At 70.6% G+C, this 19,516-nt stretch carries 13 protein-coding genes; 7 read left to right on the top strand and 6 right to left on the bottom strand.

Features of this window, described 5'->3' with window-relative positions:
* Positions 1–35: 35 nt before the first annotated feature.
* Complete coding sequence (locus AC1DG4_RS16340) at positions 36–2,000, top strand: DEAD/DEAH box helicase (RefSeq protein ID WP_477378946.1); 1,965 nt, start codon at positions 36–38, stop codon at positions 1,998–2,000.
* Between the two features lie 1,031 nt (positions 2,001–3,031).
* On the opposite strand, the gene AC1DG4_RS16335 is transcribed toward AC1DG4_RS16340, so the two are convergent.
* Positions 3,032–3,781, bottom strand: a complete 750-nt coding sequence (locus AC1DG4_RS16335) for an ABC transporter permease (RefSeq protein WP_477421347.1) — start codon at positions 3,779–3,781, stop codon at positions 3,032–3,034.
* 28 nt (positions 3,782–3,809) lie between these two features.
* Positions 3,810–6,173 (bottom strand): NAD-dependent DNA ligase LigA, encoded by a 2,364-nt coding sequence (ligA, locus tag AC1DG4_RS16330; RefSeq protein WP_477378942.1) that lies wholly within the window; start codon positions 6,171–6,173, stop codon positions 3,810–3,812.
* Here ligA and AC1DG4_RS16325 point away from each other — a divergent pair.
* Positions 6,160–6,369, top strand: coding sequence for a hypothetical protein (locus tag AC1DG4_RS16325; RefSeq protein WP_477378940.1), 210 nt, complete (start codon positions 6,160–6,162; stop codon positions 6,367–6,369). The genes ligA and AC1DG4_RS16325 overlap by 14 nt on opposite strands.
* A 57-nt stretch (positions 6,370–6,426) precedes the next feature.
* On the opposite strand, the gene AC1DG4_RS16320 is transcribed toward AC1DG4_RS16325, so the two are convergent.
* From AC1DG4_RS16320 to AC1DG4_RS16310, 3 genes are all read right to left on the bottom strand, one after another.
* Positions 6,427–7,698, bottom strand: coding sequence for an ATP-binding protein (locus tag AC1DG4_RS16320; protein WP_477378939.1), 1,272 nt, complete (start codon positions 7,696–7,698; stop codon positions 6,427–6,429).
* A gap of 86 nt (positions 7,699–7,784) precedes the next feature.
* Positions 7,785–8,882: a tRNA 2-thiouridine(34) synthase MnmA gene (gene mnmA, locus AC1DG4_RS16315; protein WP_477421346.1), complete on the bottom strand. Its 1,098-nt coding sequence runs from the start codon at positions 8,880–8,882 to the stop codon at positions 7,785–7,787.
* Positions 8,883–8,923: 41 nt separating this feature from the next.
* The gene (locus tag AC1DG4_RS16310; RefSeq protein WP_477378935.1) at positions 8,924–10,096 is read right to left on the bottom strand and encodes a cysteine desulfurase family protein; all 1,173 of its coding nucleotides are present in this window, start codon (positions 10,094–10,096) and stop codon (positions 8,924–8,926) included.
* Positions 10,097–10,195: 99 nt separating this feature from the next.
* Between AC1DG4_RS16310 and glgX the strand changes: the two genes are divergently transcribed.
* From glgX to AC1DG4_RS16285, 5 genes are all read left to right on the top strand, one after another.
* On the top strand, positions 10,196–12,295 hold the full coding sequence (gene glgX / locus AC1DG4_RS16305; protein WP_477378933.1) for a glycogen debranching protein GlgX: 2,100 nt from the start codon (positions 10,196–10,198) through the stop codon (positions 12,293–12,295).
* A 109-nt stretch (positions 12,296–12,404) separates the two neighbouring features.
* The gene (locus tag AC1DG4_RS16300) at positions 12,405–14,423 is read left to right on the top strand and encodes an alpha-1,4-glucan--maltose-1-phosphate maltosyltransferase (RefSeq protein ID WP_477421356.1); all 2,019 of its coding nucleotides are present in this window, start codon (positions 12,405–12,407) and stop codon (positions 14,421–14,423) included.
* Positions 14,420–16,618, top strand: coding sequence for a 1,4-alpha-glucan branching protein GlgB (gene glgB, locus AC1DG4_RS16295; RefSeq protein WP_477378931.1), 2,199 nt, complete (start codon positions 14,420–14,422; stop codon positions 16,616–16,618). Before AC1DG4_RS16300 ends, glgB begins: the two co-directional genes overlap by 4 nt.
* Positions 16,619–16,674: 56 nt before the next feature.
* Positions 16,675–17,235, top strand: a complete 561-nt coding sequence (locus AC1DG4_RS16290) for an RNA polymerase sigma factor (RefSeq protein WP_045270562.1) — start codon at positions 16,675–16,677, stop codon at positions 17,233–17,235.
* Positions 17,232–18,356, top strand: coding sequence for a DUF4349 domain-containing protein (locus AC1DG4_RS16285; RefSeq protein ID WP_477378929.1), 1,125 nt, complete (start codon positions 17,232–17,234; stop codon positions 18,354–18,356). Before AC1DG4_RS16290 ends, AC1DG4_RS16285 begins: the two co-directional genes overlap by 4 nt.
* On the opposite strand, the gene trpS is transcribed toward AC1DG4_RS16285, so the two are convergent.
* Complete coding sequence (gene trpS, locus AC1DG4_RS16280) at positions 18,344–19,384, bottom strand: tryptophan--tRNA ligase (RefSeq protein ID WP_477378927.1); 1,041 nt, start codon at positions 19,382–19,384, stop codon at positions 18,344–18,346. The two genes, AC1DG4_RS16285 and trpS, sit on opposite strands and share 13 nt — an antisense overlap.
* Positions 19,385–19,516 lie beyond the last annotated feature (132 nt).

Genomic DNA, 19,516 nt, shown 5'->3' with positions numbered 1-19,516 from the left:
TGCGATCTCCCAGGCCCGAGACGGTACTCTGAGTTGTGACCCGAGACGACGCGACGCCGACCGAGACCCCTATCGACCCCGCTCTGGAGGGCGACGGAGCGACCGAAACGGAAGCGCCGGCCGGTCCCGGCTTCGAGGAGCTCGGCATCAGCGGGCCCGTCCTCGCCGCGGTCAAGGCGCTCGGATACGAGACCCCTTCCGCGATCCAGCGCGAGACGATCCCGCTCCTGCTCGGCGGGCGCGACGTGCTGGGCACCGCGCAGACCGGAACCGGTAAGACCGCGGCGTTCGCGCTGCCGATCCTGGAGAACCTGGATCTGCACCAGCAGAAGCCGCAGGCGCTCGTGCTCGCCCCGACCCGGGAGCTCGCCCTGCAGGTCGCCGAGGCGTTCGAGGCGTACGCCGCCCAGATGCCGGGCGTGCACCTGCTGCCGGTCTACGGCGGTCAGGGCTACGGCGTGCAGCTGTCGGCCCTGCGGCGCGGCGTGCACATCGTCGTCGGCACGCCGGGCCGCATCATGGACCACCTCGCCAAGGGCACCCTCGACCTGTCCGAGCTGAAGAACCTCGTGCTCGACGAAGCCGACGAGATGCTCAAGATGGGCTTCGCGGAGGACGTGGAGCAGATCCTCGCGCAGACGCCGGAGAACAAGCAGGTCGCGCTGTTCTCGGCCACCATGCCCGCTACGATCCGCCGGCTCGCTCAGCAGTACCTGCACGACCCCGAGGAGATCTCGGTCAAGGGCAAGACCACGACCAACGCGAACATCACCCAGCGCTACCTCGTGGTGTCGTATGCGCAGAAGGTGGATGCGCTCACCCGGATCCTCGAGGTGGAGAACTTCGAGGGCATGATCGTCTTCGTCCGCACCAAGAACGAGACCGAGACGCTCGCCGAGAAGCTGCGCGCCCGCGGGTACTCCGCCGCCGCGATCAACGGCGACATCGCGCAGCCGATGCGCGAGCGCACGGTCGGCCAGCTCAAGGACGGCAAGCTCGACATCCTCGTCGCCACCGACGTCGCCGCGCGCGGCCTCGACGTCGAGCGGATCAGTCACGTCGTCAACTTCGACATCCCCACGGACACCGAGTCCTACGTGCACCGCATCGGCCGCACCGGGCGCGCGGGCCGCTCCGGCGACGCGATCAGCTTCATCACCCCGCGTGAGCGCTACCTGCTCAAGCACATCGAGCGCGCCACGCGCCAGCAGCCCGCGCAGATGGCGCTGCCGACGACCGAGGACGTGAACAGCACCCGCCTGGCGCGCTTCGACGACGCGATCACCGCCGCGCTCGAGGAGTCCCGTCGGATCGAAGGCTTCCGCGACATCATCGCCCACTACGTGCGCAACCACGACGTGCCCGAGGCCGACGTGGCTGCGGCGCTCGCGGTGGTCGCGCAGGGCGACACGCCCCTGCTGCTGGATCCCTCGAACGACGCGCTCTCGGCGGCGATCGCGTCGGACAATCGCCCGCAGCGCGAGCGCACCGAGCGCCCGGGCGGACGCGACGGCGGCCGTGACGACCGCGGCGCACGTCCGGAACGACGAAACCGCGGCGACTACACGCCCTACCGGATCGAGGTCGGTCGTCGTCACCGCGTCGAGCCGCGTCAGATCGTCGGCGCGCTCGCGAACGAGGGCGGCCTGGGCCGTGACGACTTCGGCGCGATCACGATCCGTCCGGACTTCTCGATCGTCGAGCTCCCCTCCACCCTGGACTCCTCGGTGCTGGAGCGTCTGCGCGACACCCGCATCTCGGGCCGGCTGATCGAGATCCAGCGCGACTCCGGCCGCCCGAACCGCGCTCCGCGCCGCGACGACCGTGGCCGCGATGACCGTGGCCGTGATGACCGTGGCTACGGCGACCGTCCGCGCCGCTCGTTCGACAGCGGATCCACGGATCGCAGTTACGGCGACCGTCCGCGCCGCGACGACGCCCCGCAGAACGACCGCAGCACCGACGACCGCCCGCCGCGCAAGCCGCGCCACAAGGACTGAGTCTGCTCGTGCACCCGGCCCCAGCGCCGGGTGCACGGCTTGCTGACGAGTGCACGGGATGATGTCGAGTGCACGGGATTCGGCGCGTCGGCGTTGTCGAGTGCACGGGATCCGGCGCGCGTCGTCGTCGAGTGCACGGGATCCTGCCGAGTGCACAGCTTGCTGCCGGGTGCACCTGAACTCGACGTTCGCACGGCGCCGAGTGCACGGATTCCTGCCGGGTGCACGGATTCCTGCCGCGCGCAGTAACGAGTGCACGGGATCCTGCCGCGCACGCCACCGAGTGCACGGCTTGCTGCCGAGTGCACGGATTCCCGCCGCGCGCAGTAACGAGTGCACGGGATCCTGCCGCGCACGTCACCGAGTGCACGGCTTGCTGCCGAGTGCACCGGAGATCGGCGCGTATGCCCCGTGCAATCGGCAGTTTCCCGTGCACTCGGCGCTACCTCGAAGACACGGGAGCTCGCGGCGGGCGTTGCCGAGCACACCGGTTTCTGACGAGTGCGCCGGATCGTCGACAGCGTCCCGTGTTCTCGAAGCGCTTCCTTTTGTTCGACGGGATCCTGTTCCCGGGCACCGCACTCGCTCCTGGCACACCATCAGGCTGGGCTGACCAGTTCGAGCACACGGGAACCCCACGCGCACGGCACAGAGTGCACCGCATCCTGCCGAGTGCACCGGAACTCGTTGCACGCGACACGAGTACACGGGATCCTGCCGCGTGCGGTAACGAGTGCCCGGGTTGCTGTCGAGTGTGCCGGAAGTCGACGCGTATGACCCGTGCAATCGGCAGGTTCCCGTGCGCTCGGCGCCACCTCGAATACACGGGAACCCACGCGCACGGCACCGAGTGCACCGCATCCTGCCGAGCGCACCGGAACTCGACGTGAAGAACCCGTGCACTCGGCCCGTTCCCGTGCACTCGCGAAGAATCCGTGCACTCGGCAGGATCCTGTGTGTTCGGCGGGCTTCCGTGCGCCGGGCGCGCCCGGCTTACGCCCTGGGGGTGCACGAGCTTCCGAGCACGGTCGTCACGCGGCGATGACCGGCTTCGTGCGCACCGGGCCGAGCCAGGTTGCGATCAGGACCGCGGTGATGGATCCGGCCGCCATGATCGCGGCCAGCACCACGATCTGGAAGCGTCCCGCATCGAGCGGCGACAGCCCGCCGAAGATCGCGCCGACGAATGCCCCCGGCAGCACGACGAGCCCCGTCGTCTTCGTCTGATCTATCGACGGGATGAGGGCCTCGCGCACCGCCTTGCGAGCGAGATCGAGCGTGGAGCGGCGCGGGGTCGCACCGAGGGCGAGCCAGCCCTCGWCCTCCTCCCACCGGTCGACCACCGATGCGGTGAAGCGGCGCCCGGCGAGCGTGGCGATGCTCATGGAGTTGCCGATGAGGATCGCGCCGATCGCCAGGAGATAGCGCGGTGTCGGCTGCAGCGCCCCGGTCGCGAACACCGTGCCGATGGACACGACCGCGCCCGCGCAGATCGAGGTCGCCATGACGAGGATCATGTGCGCTCCGCCGCCCGTCCGGCGCACGGCCACCCCCGTGGCGATGCCGAACATCACCAGCAGCGCGACGCCGATCCACGCCGGCTGCGAGACGATCCCGGTCAGGATCACACTGATCACCGCGAGCTGCACCGCGCCGCGAAGGACCGCGAGCGCCGGAGTCCACCGTCCGGGCACCCGGAACGAAAGCAGGGCCGCGGTCGCGATCGCGGCGAGCACGAGCACCCCGATCGCCGTCGGCAGCAGATCGATCGCGCCCGTCATGCCCAGCTCCTCCCCGACGGTCGCGCTCTCAGGCGTCGGCCGCGTCGGCTGCTTCGACCGCGTCGGCCGCGTCCGCTGCTTCGAGCGCGCCGGGTCCCTGGGTCACGAGGAGGTGGAACTGCGCGGCATCGAGGATCCGCAGGCCCAGCTCCTCCGCCTTGGCGAGTTTGGATCCGGCGCCGGGGCCTGCAGCCACGAAGTCGGTCTTCTTCGAGACGCTGGACGCGGCCTTGCCCCCGGCCTTGATGATCGCCTCCTGGGCGCCCTCTCGGGTGTAGCCGTCGAGGGATCCGGTCGCGACGACGGTGACCCCGTCGAGCACTCCGCCCTGCGCGGCCGCGGCTCCGGGCCCGGGGTGTCCCGGCGTCGCCCACTGCACGCCGGCGTCGGCCCAGCGCTGCACGATGTCCTGGTGCCAGTCGACGGTGAACCAGTCCAGGAGCGAGTCGGCGATGATGCCGCCGACGCCCTCGACCGCGGCGAGCTCCTCGCGGGACGCGGCACGGATCGCATCCAGGGATCCGAACCACTGCGCCAGGGCGCGGGCCGCGACCGGACCCACGTGGCGGATGTTCAGCGCGACCAGCAGGCGCCACAGTTCCTTGGTCTTCGCCTTCTCGAGCTCGGCGAGCAGCTTGACAGCCTGGGAGGAAGGCTGGGACGCGTTGACGCCCTCCTTCTTCTCGGCGGCGGTCGGGTTGCGCCGGAACGGAGCACGGGTCTTCACGATCCCGTCCTCGTCCTCCTTCGGCAGCCCCGTCTCCGCGTCGCGGACGACGACCTCGATCGGCACGAGCTGCTCGAGAGTGAGCGTGAACAGCCCCGCCTCCGTCTCCAGCGGCGGCACCGCCGGATGACTCGGCTGCGTGAGCGCGGCCGCGGTGACCTCGCCGAGCGCCTCGATATCGAGAGCCCCCCGGGATCCGATGTGCTCGACGCGGCCGCGCACCTGTGCCGGGCAGGAGCGCGTGTTCGGGCAGCGCAGATCGATGTCGCCCTCCTTGGCGGGCGCCAGGATCGCACCGCACTCCGGACAGCGCTCCGGCATCACGAATTCGCGCTCGGAGCCGTCGCGTCGCGCGACCACCGGGCCGAGGACCTCGGGGATCACGTCGCCTGCTTTGCGGAGCACGACGGTGTCGCCGATGAGCACTCCCTTGGCCTTCACCACATCCTTGTTGTGCAGCGTGGCCTGGCGCACGACGCTTCCGGCGACGTGGGCGGGAGCCATGACCGCGAACGGGGTCGCACGCCCTGTACGGCCGACCGACACCACGATGTCGAGAAGGGTGGTCTGCACCTCCTCCGGCGGGTACTTGTAGGCGATCGCCCATCGCGGTGCACGGCTCGTGGCGCCGAGCTCGTCGTGCAGGTCGAGCTCGTCGACCTTCACGACGATGCCGTCCAGCTCGTGCTCGATGTCGTGCCGGTGCTCGCCGAAATACGCGACGAACTCGGCGACCTCGTCGATCGTGGCGCAGACCTTCGTGTGCGGACTCGTCGGCAGCCCCCACTCCGCCAGCTTCTCGTAGACCTCGCTCTGCGCGGAGACGGGCGGATCCGGCCACGCGCCGATRCCATGCACATACAGGGCGAGGGAGTCGACGCGGAGCAGCCCCGCCTCGAGCTCCATGCCGTCCTTCTTGTCCAGCTGCTGGCGCAGACCTCCGCTCGCGGCGTTGCGCGGGTTCGCGAAGGACGGGAAGCGCCGGGCGGCCGCCGTGCGGGCCTTCTCCTCGTCGAAGGGCTTCTTGGCGCCGCCACGGCCCTGGAAGCGCTCCAGCGACTCGGCGTACGCGCGGTCGCGGAACGCCGCCTGCGCGGCGTTCAGACGCTCGAAGGCGGCGACGGGGATGAAGACCTCGCCGCGCACCTCGACGATCGCCGGATGTCCCGAGCCGCTGAGCCGCTCGGGGATCCCGGCGACGCGCAGCGCGTTCTCGGTCACGATCTCGCCGACCCGCCCGTCGCCCCGCGTGGCAGCGGAGGTGAGCACGCCGCGCTCGTAGCGCAGGTTGATCGCGAGGCCGTCGATCTTGAGCTCGGTGAGCCAGGCCACCTCGCGACCGGCCGCGGCGCGGGTCTTGGCCGCCCACTCGCGCAGCTCGTCGAGCGAGAACACGTTGTCGAGGCTGAGCATGCGCTCGGCGTGCTCGATGGTCTGCAGGCCGGTCGCGTCGGCCGCGCCCACCATCTGGGTCGGCGAATCCTGTCCTTGCAGCTCGGGGTGCACACGCTCGAGCTCCTCGAGCCGGTGCATCCAGCCGTCGTAGGTGGCATCGTCGACGAGCGAGGTGTCTCGCCCGTAGTACGCGTCCTTCGCCTCCAGGATGCGAGTCGTCAGCTCATCGGCCTCGACGCGGGCGGCTTCCAGCGAGATGTTCTCCGGCACTCCTGAAGTCTACGATCGAGCGCCGACATCCGAGGGGCGGCACCCGGTCGACGCTCACACCGCGCTGAGCGCCGTCGCGACCGACGTGCGCAGCCGGGACAGGACGGGGATCAGCAACATCTTCACCGGCCTCGGACTGTCGCCGGCCCAGGAGAACCGGCGCGTCAGAGCGATCCTGCTGTTCCTGCAGAGCTGAGCCACGGGGATTCCCTGCCGAGGGCGGATGCCCGGATCAGCCCTCGGCACCGGATCCTCAGAGCCGGGCGATGGTCTCGATGTCCGCTCTGAACTCGGCGATCTCGTCCGCCGACACCGTTGCCCGCGTGCTCCCGAGTGCCCGCGCGTAGTCCTGCGTGTCGAGCGCGGAGGCCTGCGCGCCGTCGCTCAGGGCCCGCGCCAGGGCCTCCTGGGACGCGCGGCGCGCGGCGTATTCGATGTCGGCCGGGGTCAGCCCCTCGCTCGCCGCGACCAAGCGGTCCAGATCCACGTCGTCGGCGGATTCGACGGGGATGTACCGCGCCCAGATCGCGCGGCGGGCGTCGGCGTCGGGCAGGCCGATCGGGATCACGTAGTCGAAGCGCCCGTGCCGGAGGAATGCCGCATCGAGAGCGCGCACGAAGTTCGTCGCGCAGATCAGGATCCGGCCCTCTCTGTCGCGGAAGTCGGCGACGAGCTTCAGCAGCTCGTTCGTGACGCCCTGCGTGGGCGAGGGCGGCGTTCCGCCGCGGCGGGAGGCGATCTCCTCCACCTCGTCGATGAAGACCACCGCGTGCTCGAGCTCGTCGATGGTCTCGAACGACGCGCGCAGCCCACCGGCGAGCCCCGTGCCCCCACCGGCGAGGCGCGAGGGGAACAGCTCGACGAAGGGCCAGTCGAGCCGCGAGGCGACCGCTCGTGCGAACGTGGTCTTGCCCGTGCCGGGCGGGCCGAACAGCATGACGGCGCGCGGGGGCACCACCCCGAAGCGCTCGGCGAGCTCCGGACGGGCGAGCGGGGTCACCAGACGTTCCTCGAGCAGGGTCTTCTCGTGCGTCATCCCGGCCACGCGATCCCACAGGTGCGGCGGGAGGATGCGTCCGCCCACCTCCTTGAGCGCATCGAGCTCGCGCCGCTGGATCGGCATGGCGCGCTCGAGGTAGCGCACGGAGTGGTGCACGTGGAAGCCGTTCTCGGTAAAGGCGCCCAGCCCGTCAGCCTCCGGGATGAGCACCGAGAGCTTCGCGAGGCCGAGTGGCGCCATCTTGCGCTCGAGCGCGTGCAGGAGCGACGAGCTCACCTCGGATCCCGCATCGGCGATCGTCCCGAAGAACACGATCCAGCCCTGCGCGTGCGCGCCCCGGCCGACCGCGGCGCCCACGAGCAGCTCGCCCTGGACCGCGACGACGGCGTGATCCTGCTGGCACGAGGCGATCACCTCGGCGAGCGAGTAGATGGGCCACTCGTTCTCGCGCGTGACCTGCCCCCACAACCGGACGATCTGGTCCAGATCGTCCCCGTGGAAATCGCGGATGTACGTCCTCGTCATGGCGCCTCCTCCGTCGGACCGTGCACCCATCATCACAGAGGCGGCGGCGGCCGCCGTCGACATGACGCCCGGCGAGGGAGCAGGGCTCAGACCCCGGCCGGCACCGCCGAGACCGTGCGGTCGATCGTGAACTGCCCGAGCACCCGCGTACCGACGTACAGCAYGGCGCTCTGGCCCGGTGCGACACCGTCGAGCGGCTCGTCGGGGACGACCCTGACGACGTCCTCCGCGACGAAGGCACGCGCGGGAACGGGATCGGCATGAGCGCGGATCTGGACCTCGCAGGCGAACTCCTCCGCAGCGGGTGCGGCCCCCGCCCACGATCGGCGCTCGCCGGAGATCTCGGCAATCGCGAGCGCCTCCTTCGGGCCGACGACGACCGTGTTCGAGACCGGGCGGACCTCCAGCACGAACCGGGGCTTGCCGTCGGGTGCGGGCACGCCGAGGCGCAGCCCCTTGCGCTGGCCCACGGTGAACGCGTGCGCGCCGTCGTGCGTGCCGACGACCTCGCCGTTGCGGTCGAGGATCTCGCCCTGCTCGGCGCCGACCTTCTCCGCGAGCCAGCCGCGGGTGTCGCCGTCGGGGATGAAGCAGATGTCGTGGCTGTCCGGCTTCTGCGCGACGCTCAGGCCGCGCTCCGCCGCCTCCGCGCGCACGAGCGCCTTGGACGGCGTGGATCCGAGCGGGAAATACGTGTGCGCGAGCTGCTCGGCGTTCAGCACGCCGAGCACGTAGGACTGGTCCTTGGCAGCGTCGGAGGCACGATGCAGCTCCAGGCCGCCCACGCCGTCGACGAGCGTGGCGTAGTGCCCGGTGCATACGGCGTCGAAGCCGAGCTCGATCGCGCGCTCCAGGAGCGCCGCGAACTTGATCTTCTCGTTGCAGCGCAGGCACGGGTTCGGCGTGCGGCCGGCGCGGTACTCCGCGACGAAGTCGTCGATCACGTCCTCGCGGAAGCGCTCGGAGAAGTCCCAGACGTAGAACGGGATGCCGAGCAGATCCGCGGCGCGCCGCGCGTCCATCGCGTCCTCGATCGTGCAGCAGCCGCGGCTTCCGGTGCGCAGGGTGCCGCCTGCCCGGGAGAGCGCGAGATGCACGCCCACCACGTCGTGACCGGCCTCGACCGCGCGCGCCGCAGCCACGGCGGAGTCCACTCCCCCGCTCATCGCCGCCAGAACACGCATGGATCCAGTGTACGAGCGGACGGCTGGGCGGGGGCCGGGCGTCAGTGCACGGCGCCGGAGGCCCGAGCGTACGCGTCACCGATCACCGCGAGCACGGTATCCACGTCGCCGGCGGTCGACGTGCGTCCGAGTGTGAACCGGATCACGCTGCGCGCCGCGGTCTCGCTGCGGCCGAGCGCCTGCACCACGTGCGAGGGCTCCGCGATTCCGGCCTGACAGGCGGATCCGGCCGATGCCGAGACCCCGGCCATATCGAGCAGGAACAGCAGGCTCTCGCTCGGCGCCCCCGGGAACAGCAGGTGGGCATTGCCCGGCAGGCGGCCGGCGGCGTCGGGATCCCCGAGGAGTTCGGCGGAGGGCACCCGGTCCAGGATCCCGGCGGCAAGGCGGTCGCGCAGCGCGCTCAGCCGCGCCGATTCCTCGGCCCGCTCGGCGATGGCGAGCTCTGCGGCGACGGCGAACGCGGCGGCGCCGGCGACGTCCTGCGTGCCGGAGCGGAGGCCGCGCTGCTGACCACCGCCGTGCAGCAGCGGCGCGAGACGTGCGGTGCGGGCGACGACGAGCGCCCCGGTACCCGTGGGGGCGCCGATCTTGTGCCCGGCGACGCTGAGCGCGACGAGACCCGCCCCGGCTGGCGCATCGCCGCGGAGCACCGCGAACGAGAACGGCAGGTGGCCGAAGGCGGCGACGGCATCCAGGTGCAGGGGAACATGCGCGGCAGACGCCGATGCGGCGAGCGCGCCGGCGTCGTTGACGGTGCCGACCTCGTTGTTCGCCATCAGCGCGGTGGCCACGCCCACGCCGTCCGACGCGATCTTCGCCGCGAAGGCGTCGACCGGGATCCGCCCGACGGCGTCGAGCCCGACGGCGATCACCCTGGCGCCGTCCGCGGCGAGCGCGCCGACCGTGTCGAGCGTCGCGTGGTGCTCCCCATCGGGAAGCAGGATCGCGTCGCTCCCCTCCCGGCGGGACCGCCACAGGCCCTGCACGGCGAGGTTCACCGACTCGGTGCCGCCCGACGTGAGGACGACCTCGATCGGGTCGCACCCCAGCACCGCCGCGAGCCGCTCCCTGGACTCCTCCAGGATGCGGCGCGCCCGCTGCCCGGCACCGTGCGTCGAGGAGGCGTTGCCCGTCGCCCTGGCGACGCGCAGCCACTCGTCGGCGGCCTCTGACCGCAGGTCCGTCGTGGCGGCGTGATCCAGGTAATGCACCCCACCACTCTCGCACTTCGCGCGGGGATGGGACTCGGTGGCACGGATCGCGGTACGCCGTGGCATCCCTCTCGTCCTGCGCCGCGTATTCTTTCCCTCATGTGTCCGCACGCGATAGAGGTCGAGACGCCGGTACCCGACGGCGAGGGCTGCGCCCTGTGCAGCGCGTCCCTGGACGACCTCGGCGTCCGCCTTCACGACGGAGTCGCCACGCTGCGCGTCTGGTCGCAGAACGCGTCCTCGATCGAGCTCGTGATCTTCGATGAGACCGACCTGGACTGGGAGACCGCTCAGCTCGCGCTCGAGCGCCGCCCCGGCGGCGTGTGGGAGATCACCACGGATCTCCTCAAGCCCGGGACCCGCTACGCGCTGCGCGTCGACGGCGCGCACAGCCCCGGCAACACGTTCAACCCCGAGACCCTGCTGCTGGATCCCTATGCCAGGGGCCTCGCGCAGGGTGACGGCTACGAGGAATGGCGCTCGGTCGTCATCGAGGACGGCTTCGACTGGGGCGGCGTCGCCAAGCCGCAGACGCCTCTCGATCGCTCCGTGATCTACGAGGGCCACGTCAAGGGACTCACCAAGCGCCACCCCGGGGTGCCGCCGGCGCTCCACGGCACGTACGCCGGCGTCGCGCACCCGGCGATGATCGAGTACTACCGCGAGCTCGGCATCAGCGCCGTCGAGCTGCTGCCCGTGCAGGCCTTCGCCTCCGAGCCGCGGCTGCTGGACAGGGGCCTGTCGAACTACTGGGGCTACAACACCCTGAACTTCTTCACGCCGCATGCGGCCTACGCGACCGAGGATTCGCGCAAGGAGGGCCCGGAGGCGGTCCTGCGCGAATTCAAGGGCATGGTGAAACTGCTGCACGAGGCCGGCATCGAGGTGATCCTCGACGTCGTGTACAACCACACGAACGAAGAGGGCATCGGCGGCCCCCGCACGAGCCTGCGCGGTATCGACAACGCCCTCTACTACCGCCAGCAGGAGGACGGCAGCTACATCGACACGACGGGCTGCGGGAACACCCTGGACACCGCGACGCCCGCGGCCGCGCGCCTCGTGCTGGATTCGCTGCGCTACTGGACCACGGAGATGCAGATCGACGGGTTCCGCTTCGATCTCGCCACGGCGCTCGGCCGGGACGCCGCGAACTCGTACGACGCGCACCATCCGCTGCTGCACGCGATCAGGACGGATCCGGTCCTCGCCGACGCGAAGATCATCGCGGAGCCCTGGGACGTCGGCTTCGGCGGCTGGCAGACCGGGAACTTCCCCACCGGCTGGAGCGAGTGGAACGATCGCTACCGCGACCGCGTCCGCAACTTCTGGCTCAGCGACATCGACTACGCCCGCCGCGCCTCGGCGCCGACCGGCATCGGCGGGTTCGCGAATCGCCTCGCCGGATCGGCGAACACCTTCAGCGACGAGCGGGGCCCGCTCGCGAGCATCAACTTCGTCACCGCGCACGACGGCTTCACCCTGAGCGACCTCGTCTCCTACGACGTCAAGCACAACGAGGCCAACGGCGAGGGCAACCACGACGGCGCCGACATGAACCGCTCCTTCAACCACGGCGCGGAGGGGCCCACGGACGACCCGGTCATCCTCGCCGCGCGGCGCAAGGCCATGCGCAATCTGCTCGGCACGCTCCTGTTCTCCGCCGGGGTGCCGATGCTCACCGCCGGCGACGAGTTCGGGCGCACCCAGCGCGGCAACAACAACGCGTACTGCCAGGACTCCGCGATCAGCTGGCTCAACTGGGATCACGAGCCGTGGCAGCAGGACCTGTTCGCGCACGCCTCCCTGCTGACCCGGCTGCGCGACGAGAACCCGGCCCTGCGCCCGCTCCGGTACGCCCGCCTCGGCGAGCACATCCCGAACGCCTCGGTCATGGACTGGTTCGACCAGGACGGCGACACGATGGAGGTCGAGCAGTGGAACGACCCCCGCAACCGCACCCTGCAGTACGTCGCGTCGTCCACGCCGGACAAAGAGGCCTTCAACCGGATCCTGCTCGTCGTGCACGGCACCGAGTCGCCGATCGACGTCCGGCTGCCGGAGATCGACGGCGTGTCGCGCTACGTCGCGCTGTGGTCGAGCGCGGAGGAGCGCCCCTCGCCCGTCGAGACGGTGCATCGGCCCGGCGATGTGCTCGCGCTTCCCGGCACCTCGATGCGACTGTTCCGCGCGGAGTGACCCGCCCGTTACCTCTTCCRACCTCGGAGAGCGGTAGGTTCAGGGTGTGTCCGAACGAACCGCCGCACAGCCCTCGTCCGATGCTCTCCGCAGCACCGCCCAGATCCCGGTGCGCGCACTGCCCGACGTCGATGCGGCGGACGCGCAGACCACCCGCATCCCGCTCGCGGATCCTTCCCCCGCGGCCCCTGAGGGCTTCCACCCGAAGGCCTTCTCCGGCGAGGTGATCCCGTTCCGGGTCGTCGCCTTCCGTGAGGGGCACGACCTCATCGGAGTGCACCTGCGGCTGCGCACCCCGAACCATCAGGAGAGCCTGCACCGGCTGACCCCGCTCGGCGACGGCACCGATCGCTGGCAGGTCGATGTCGCGCTCGACGAGACCAACGCGTGGACGTTCCGCTTCGAGGCGTTCGCGGACGAGTTCGCCACCTGGGCCCACGCCGCAGAACTGAAGATCGCCGCCGGTGTGGACGTCGAGGTGATGCGGGCACTCGGTGCCGGCCTGCTCGGACGCGCCGCGAAGGACAAGTCCCGTCCCAAGCCCGAGCGCAAGCGGCTCGCGGCGGTGGCGGAGGGACTGCGCTCCCCCGACGGGACCGCGGAGGACGCGCTCGCCGTCGCGACCGACCAGGAGCTCGCCGCCCTCTTCGCGGACCGCCCGCTCACCGCGCTCGACTCCGCCACGGCGTGGCAGACGGTCCTGGTCGAGCGCACGATCGCCGGCTCCGCGGCCTGGTACGAGTTCTTCCCGCGCTCGGAGGGCGCGGTGCGCGAGACGGACGGCACGATCGCGAGCGGCACCTTCGAGACCGCCGCCGAGCGTCTCCCCGCCGTCGCGGCGATGGGCTTCGACGTGCTGTACCTCCCCCCGATCCACCCGATCGGACGCCTCAACCGCAAGGGACCGAACAACACGCTCACCGCCGGTCCCGCCGATCCCGGATCGCCGTGGGCGGTCGGCGCCGCGGAAGGCGGGCACGACGCCGTGCATCCCGACCTCGGAACCCTCGCCGACTTCCGCGCCTTCGTGAAGAAGGCGAACGCGCTCGGCCTCGAGGTGGCCCTCGACCTCGCGCTGCAGGCCGCCCCGGACCACCCCTGGGTCAAGGCGCACCCGGAATGGTTCACGGAGCTTCCGGACGGCACGATCGCGTACGCGGAGAACCCGCCGAAGAAGTATCAGGACATCTACCCGCTGAACTTCGACCGGGATCCGGTGGGCCTCTACACCGAGGTGCTGCGGATCGTCGAGCACTGGATCGCGCAGGGCGTGTCGATCTTCCGCGTCGACAACCCGCACACCAAGCCGCTGCGGTTCTGGGAGTGGCTGATCCGCACCGTGAACACCAAGCATCCCGAGGTGGTCTTCCTGGCCGAGGCGTTCACCCGCCCCGCGCCGATGYGGGGGCTCGCCGCGGTCGGGTTCCAGCAGAGCTACAGCTACTTCACCTGGCGCAACACCAAGGCGGAGCTCGAGGAGTTCCTGCTCTCCGTCTCGCAGGAGACGGCCGACTACATGCGCCCGAACCTGTTCGTGAACACCCCGGACATCCTCACCGAGTACCTGCAGTTCGGCGGGCGCGCGGCGTACCGGATCCGGGCCGCCATCGCCGCGACGGGTGCGCCGCTGTACGGCGTCTACGCCGGCTACGAGCTGTTCGAGAACGTGGCCCGTCCCGGTTCCGAGGAGAACATCGACAACGAGAAGTACGAGTACAAGCTGCGCGACTGGGCGAAGGCCGAGGCGGAGGGGCGCTCTCTCGCCCCCTACCTCACCCGCCTCAACGAGATCCGCCGCGCGCACCCTGCACTGCGGCAGCTGCGCAACCTGCAGCTGCACTGGAGCGACGACGACGCGGTCCTGGTGTTCTCCAAGCACCTGGACGCGCCCTTCACCGGCACGGACTCCGCCGACACGATCATCGTCGTCGCCAACGTCGACCCGCACTCGGTGCGGCAGACCACCGTGCATCTCGACACCCTCGCGTGGGGCGTCGAGCCCGGAACGGCGTACGAGGTCGAGGACCTCGTCACCGGATCCGTCTGGACCTGGACGGATCACAATTTCGTGCGCCTGGACGCCTTCACGGAGCCGGTGCACATCCTGCATGTGAAGGGGCAGCCATGATCACCACTGCGATCGACCCGGCTGTGCTCGAGGCCGTGGCCTCGGGCTCGCACCACGACCCGCACTCCGTGCTCGGAGCGCATCCGCAGCCCGAGTCGGAAGGCAGACGCGTGACGATCGTGCGCGCGCTGCGGCCGCTCGCGAAGGGCGTGTCGGTGCTGCTCGACGGCGGTGTCGAGGTACCCCTGACCCATCTCGCGGCAGGCGTCTGGGAGGGCGAGGTCACGGGCCCCGCCGGCGCCTACCGGATCAAGGCGACGTACGGCGACGCGCCCGACTGGATCTCCCCCGATCCGTACCGGCACGCCCCCACGATCGGCGAGCTCGACCTGCACCTCATCCGCGAGGGCCGCCACGAACGCCTCTGGGACGCGCTCGGCGCGCACCCGCGCTTCATCGACGGCGACCAGGGCACCGCGTTCGCCGTGTGGGCGCCGCATGCGAAGGCCGTGCGCGTGGTCGGCGACCACAACGGATGGGACGGACGCCTGGACGCGATGCGCTCGATGGGCTCGAGCGGCGTGTGGGAGCTGTTCGTGCCCGGCGTCGACGCCGGCGCGCACTACAAGTACGAGATCCTCACCCCGCACGGATCCTGGATCCTCAAGGCCGATCCGATGGCGCAGCTCGCCGAGGTCCCGCCCGCCACGGCCTCGATCGTCGCGCGGTCGGAGTACTCCTGGGGAGATGGCGCGTGGATGACCCGTCGTGCGGCGACACACGCGGTCGCCCAGCCGATGAGCGTCTACGAGCTGCACCTCGGCTCATGGCGGCCCGGCCTCGGCTATCGCGACATCGCCGACGAGCTCATCGAGCACGTCACCGCCACCGGGTTCACGCACGTCGAGTTCATGCCCGTGGCCGAGCACCCGTTCAACGGATCCTGGGGCTACCAGGTGACCGGCTACTACGCCGCGACGCACCGCTACGGCGAGCCCGACGACCTGAAGCACCTCATCGACCGGCTGCACCAGGCCGGCATCGGCGTGATCATCGACTGGGTGCCGGGACACTTCCCGAAGGACGCCTTCGCCCTCGCCCGCTTCGACGGCGAGGCCGTCTACGAGCACCCGGATCCGCGCCGCGGCGAGCACCGCGACTGGGGCACGCTCATCTTCGACTACGGCCGCAACGAGGTGCGCAACTTCCTCGTCGCGAACGCCCTGTTCTGGCTGGACGAGTTCCACGCCGACGGTCTGCGCGTCGACGCCGTCGCCTCGATGCTCTACCTGGACTACTCACGCGACGACGGCGAGTGGGAGCCGAACGTACACGGCGGGCGGGAGAACCTGGAGGCGATCCGGTTCCTCCAGGAAGTCAACGCGACCGCGTACCGCAAGCACCCCGGCATCGTCATGGTCGCCGAGGAGTCGACGAGCTTCCCCGGCGTGACTGCGCCCACCGATCACAACGGGCTCGGCTTCGGGTTCAAGTGGAACATGGGCTGGATGAACGACTCCCTCGTCTACATCGAGCGCGATCCGCTGTACCGCTCGCACCACCAGGGCGAGATGACGTTCTCCTTCGTCTACGCGTTCGGCGAGAACTACATCCTGCCGATCAGCCATGACGAGGTCGTGCACGGCAAGGGCAGCCTGCTCTCGAAGATGCCGGGCGACCACGCCGCGAAGCTCGCGAACGTGCGGGCGTACCTCGGCTACATGTGGGGGCACCCGGGCAAGAACCTGCTGTTCATGGGGCAGGAGTTCGGCCAACTCTCCGAGTGGTCCGTCGACCGGGGTCTGGACTGGTGGCTGCTCGACCAGCCGTCGCACCGCCAGCTGCAGGACTTCGTCGGCGCGCTGAACAGCACGTACCGGCAGAACGCGCCGTTGTGGGAGCGCGATCACGACAGCAGCTCGTTCACGCGGATCGGCGCGCCGGACTGGGATCCGACCATCGTCGCGTTCGTGCGCCGCGACGCGCACGGCGGGCATCTCGCGGTGATCAGCAACTTCGCCGGCGCGACCCGGCACGGCGTCCGGCTCGACCTGCCGCTCGCCGGAGGCTGGACCGAGGTGCTGAACACCGATGCGGCCGAGTTCGGCGGGCACGGCGAGGGCAACCTCGGCCTCGTCTACGCGACCGATGTCGAGAACGGTTCCCCTCAGGCGACCCTGACGATCCCGGCGCTGTCCACGATCTGGCTGCGCCACCAGAAGGATCCGCACGTGCCGATCGTCAGCAAGGGCTGAGACGTTTCCGACGGTGCCGACACTCATAGGGTGAGAGACACCGAAACGGAGCCGGCATGGCACACGACGCACACGACAGGACGCTCGTCGCGCGCGCGGCGGCGGGGAGCGAGAGCGCCTTCCGCACGCTGTACCGCGCCTACGTCCGCCCGGTCTACTGGATCGCGTACGGCATCCTCGGGGATGCCGGCGACGCCGAGGATGTGACCCAGGAGGCCTTCGTGGTCGCCTGGCGGAAGCTTCCCGGCCTGGAGCTCGCGAGCGATTCGCTGCTGCCCTGGCTGGCGACGATCTGCCGGTTCCAGGCGGCCAACCGGCTGCGCCGCCGCCAGCGCGATGCGGCGCACACCGCCGAGGGCGTGGACGAGCTGCTTCCCGCACTGATCGACGTCGAGCAGCAGGTGATCGCCACCGAGCTCGCCGACAGGATCGCCGCGGAGCTCGATGGGATGACCGTGCTCGACCGGGAGATCTTCCGGTTGTGCGCGACCGAGGGCTGGGACTACCGGGCCGCGGCCGCCGAGCTCGGCGTCGGCCACGGAGTCGTCCGTAACCGTCTCTCCCGCGTGCGCACCCGCCTGCGCGGCGCTGTGACTGAAACGGAGCCCGCATCATGACCACGACCCCCACGGGCCTGCCCCCGTTGAGCGACGACACGGTCGACCGCATCGAGGAGGCCGTCTTCGCGCAGATCGCCGAGGAGCGCGACTCCGAGCGCGCCCACACCGCACTCACTCGTCGGCGCGCGCGCCGACGCGGCTGGCTGACCGCGGGCGGCGTCGCCGCCGCCTTCGTCGTCGGAGTGCTCGTCACGCCGGCGATCCTGAACGCGACAGGGGCTGCGTCCTCGGCTTCCTCGGACGCGGCCGCACCCGAGGGCACGTCCTCCGTACCGCAGCCGCTCTCCGGCGCGGCGAAGGATTTGGCGCAGAGCTCCGGCGGCGCCGCCTCCTCCGCGGGCGGATCCTCGGGGTCGACGAACGCGGCACGGGACGTCATCCGCACCGGATCCGCCACCGTGCAGGTCGACGACGTGCGCAAGACGGCCGATGCGCTGGCCGCGCTCGCGAAGAAGCACGGCGGTTTCGTGGAGAGTCAGCAGATCGGCTCCGCCCAGCGGCCCGTGGCGACGGATGGCGGGATCGTCCCGCCGCCCGCCGGAGACGGCTGGGTGACCCTGCGGGTCCCCGTCGCGGACCTCGACGCCGTGATGGACGCGCTGCGCGAACAGGGCACGGTGCTGGCGACCTCGATCGGCACGAACGACGTGACCACGGCGACGACCGATCTCCGCGCGCAGATCGACTCGCTGACGGCGTCCGTCACGCGCCTGACCCAGCTGATGTCTCAGGCCACCTCGGTGTCGGATCTGCTCACCGCCGAGACCGCGCTCACCGACCGCCAGTCGCAGCTGCAGTCGGCCGAGCAGCAGTTGAAGGATCTCGAGTCCCAGGTCGCGATGTCCTCCGTGCAGGTGACCCTCGTGCGCGAGGCGCCGGCCGCGGCGGATCCGGGAGGCTTCGGCGATGGTCTCGCCGCAGGCTGGAAGGGACTCATCGTCTCCCTCAACGCTCTCGTGATCGCGCTCGGCTTCCTCCTGCCCTGGCTGGCGCTCGCCCTCGTCGTGACTCTCATCGTGTGGGCGATCGTGCGGACGCGCCGGGCTCGGCGCACCCGTCCCGCCACCGCCGGGAGCACGCGGGCCACGGGAACCGATTCCGAGCCTCAGAAGCCGTAGCGCATCCCCATCGCGGCACGGACCTCGTCGAGGGTGTCGACGGCGATCCCGCGGGCGCGCACATTGCCCGCGCGGATCGCCGCGGCGGCGTCCTCCGGTGAGATCCGCGCTCGGCGCTCCCTGTGCTCGCGCAGGAAGTCGTTGACGGCGGTCGTGGTGACGCGCTTCAGCTCGGCAGACCCTGCCGTGCCGATCCGGGCCGCGACCTCCTCCGGCGCGACACCCAGGCAGGTGGCGGCCGTCATGAGGAGCCCTGCGACGCCCGGGCGGCGCACGGGGTCGTACGCGATGAGCCGCTCCGAGTCCGTGCGGGCCCGATGAATCGCGATCCCCGTCTCCTCCTCGCTCATGCCGAGAGCGATCCCGTTCCCGTGACTCTTAGACATCTTCCGGCCATCCAGTCCCGGAAGTTCGGGCGAGTCCGTCACCAGTCCCTCCGGCACGGGGAAGACCGCTCCGTACCTCTCGTTGAAGCGCCGTGCCACCGTGCGGGTCATCTCGACATGCGGGAGGTTGTCCTTGCCGACCGGCACGAGTGTTCCCTTGCAGAACAGGATGTCGGCCGCCTGATGCACGGGATACGTCAGCAGCAGCCCGCCGAGCGCTCGCCCCGAATCCTTCGCCTCCGCCTTCACCGTCGGGTTGCGGTGGAGCTCGGCCTCGGTCACGAGGCTGAGGAACGGCAGCAGCAGTTGATTCAGCTCCGGGATCGACGAATGCGTGAAGAACACCGTGCGCTCCGGATCGAGTCCGGCCGCGAGGTTGTCGCGCACGGCCTCGAGGATGTTCTCACGGACCTCCCCCGGGCTCTCCCGGTCCGTGATCACCTGATAGTCGGCGAGCACGACGAATGTCTCGACGCCCGCGGTCTGCAGACGCACACGCTCGAGGATGGTCCCGAACAGATGGCCGAGATGCAGGCGCCCCGTGGGGCGTTCCCCCGTCAGGATCCGATGCCGTTCCGGATGCGACGCGATCTCGGATCGCAGCCGCGTCATACGGGCGTTCGTCGCGGTGAAGGTGTCCATGTCTGCTCCAGGGTCAGGAGCCGCACGGATGCACTGGGCGCATGAAGAACGCGGGCCGCCGTGCAGCCCGCGTGAATGAGATCTTTCGTGCGCGTACGGCTGCTAGAGCAGCCACCACCAGGAGTTCGTCAC

This window comes from Microbacterium sp. 05N427, assembly GCF_056397105.1.
The sequence above is the reverse complement of the archived record's forward strand: the minus strand, read 5'-3'. Positions and strand labels throughout refer to the sequence as shown.

Bases quoted from the DNA above. Each gene is read 5' to 3' on its own strand.
- glgX (WP_477378933.1), top strand. From the start codon at position 10,196: ATGTGTCCGCACGCGATAGAGGTCGAGACGCCGGTACCCGACGGCGAG.
- AC1DG4_RS16285 (WP_477378929.1), top strand. From the start codon at position 17,232: ATGACCACGACCCCCACGGGCCTGCCCCCGTTGAGCGACGACACGGTC.
- AC1DG4_RS16325 (WP_477378940.1), top strand. From the start codon at position 6,160: ATGTTCTCCGGCACTCCTGAAGTCTACGATCGAGCGCCGACATCCGAG.
- glgB (WP_477378931.1), top strand. From the start codon at position 14,420: ATGATCACCACTGCGATCGACCCGGCTGTGCTCGAGGCCGTGGCCTCG.
- trpS (WP_477378927.1), bottom strand. From the start codon at position 19,384: ATGGACACCTTCACCGCGACGAACGCCCGTATGACGCGGCTGCGATCC.
- AC1DG4_RS16290 (WP_045270562.1), top strand. From the start codon at position 16,675: ATGGCACACGACGCACACGACAGGACGCTCGTCGCGCGCGCGGCGGCG.
- AC1DG4_RS16320 (WP_477378939.1), bottom strand. From the start codon at position 7,698: ATGACGAGGACGTACATCCGCGATTTCCACGGGGACGATCTGGACCAG.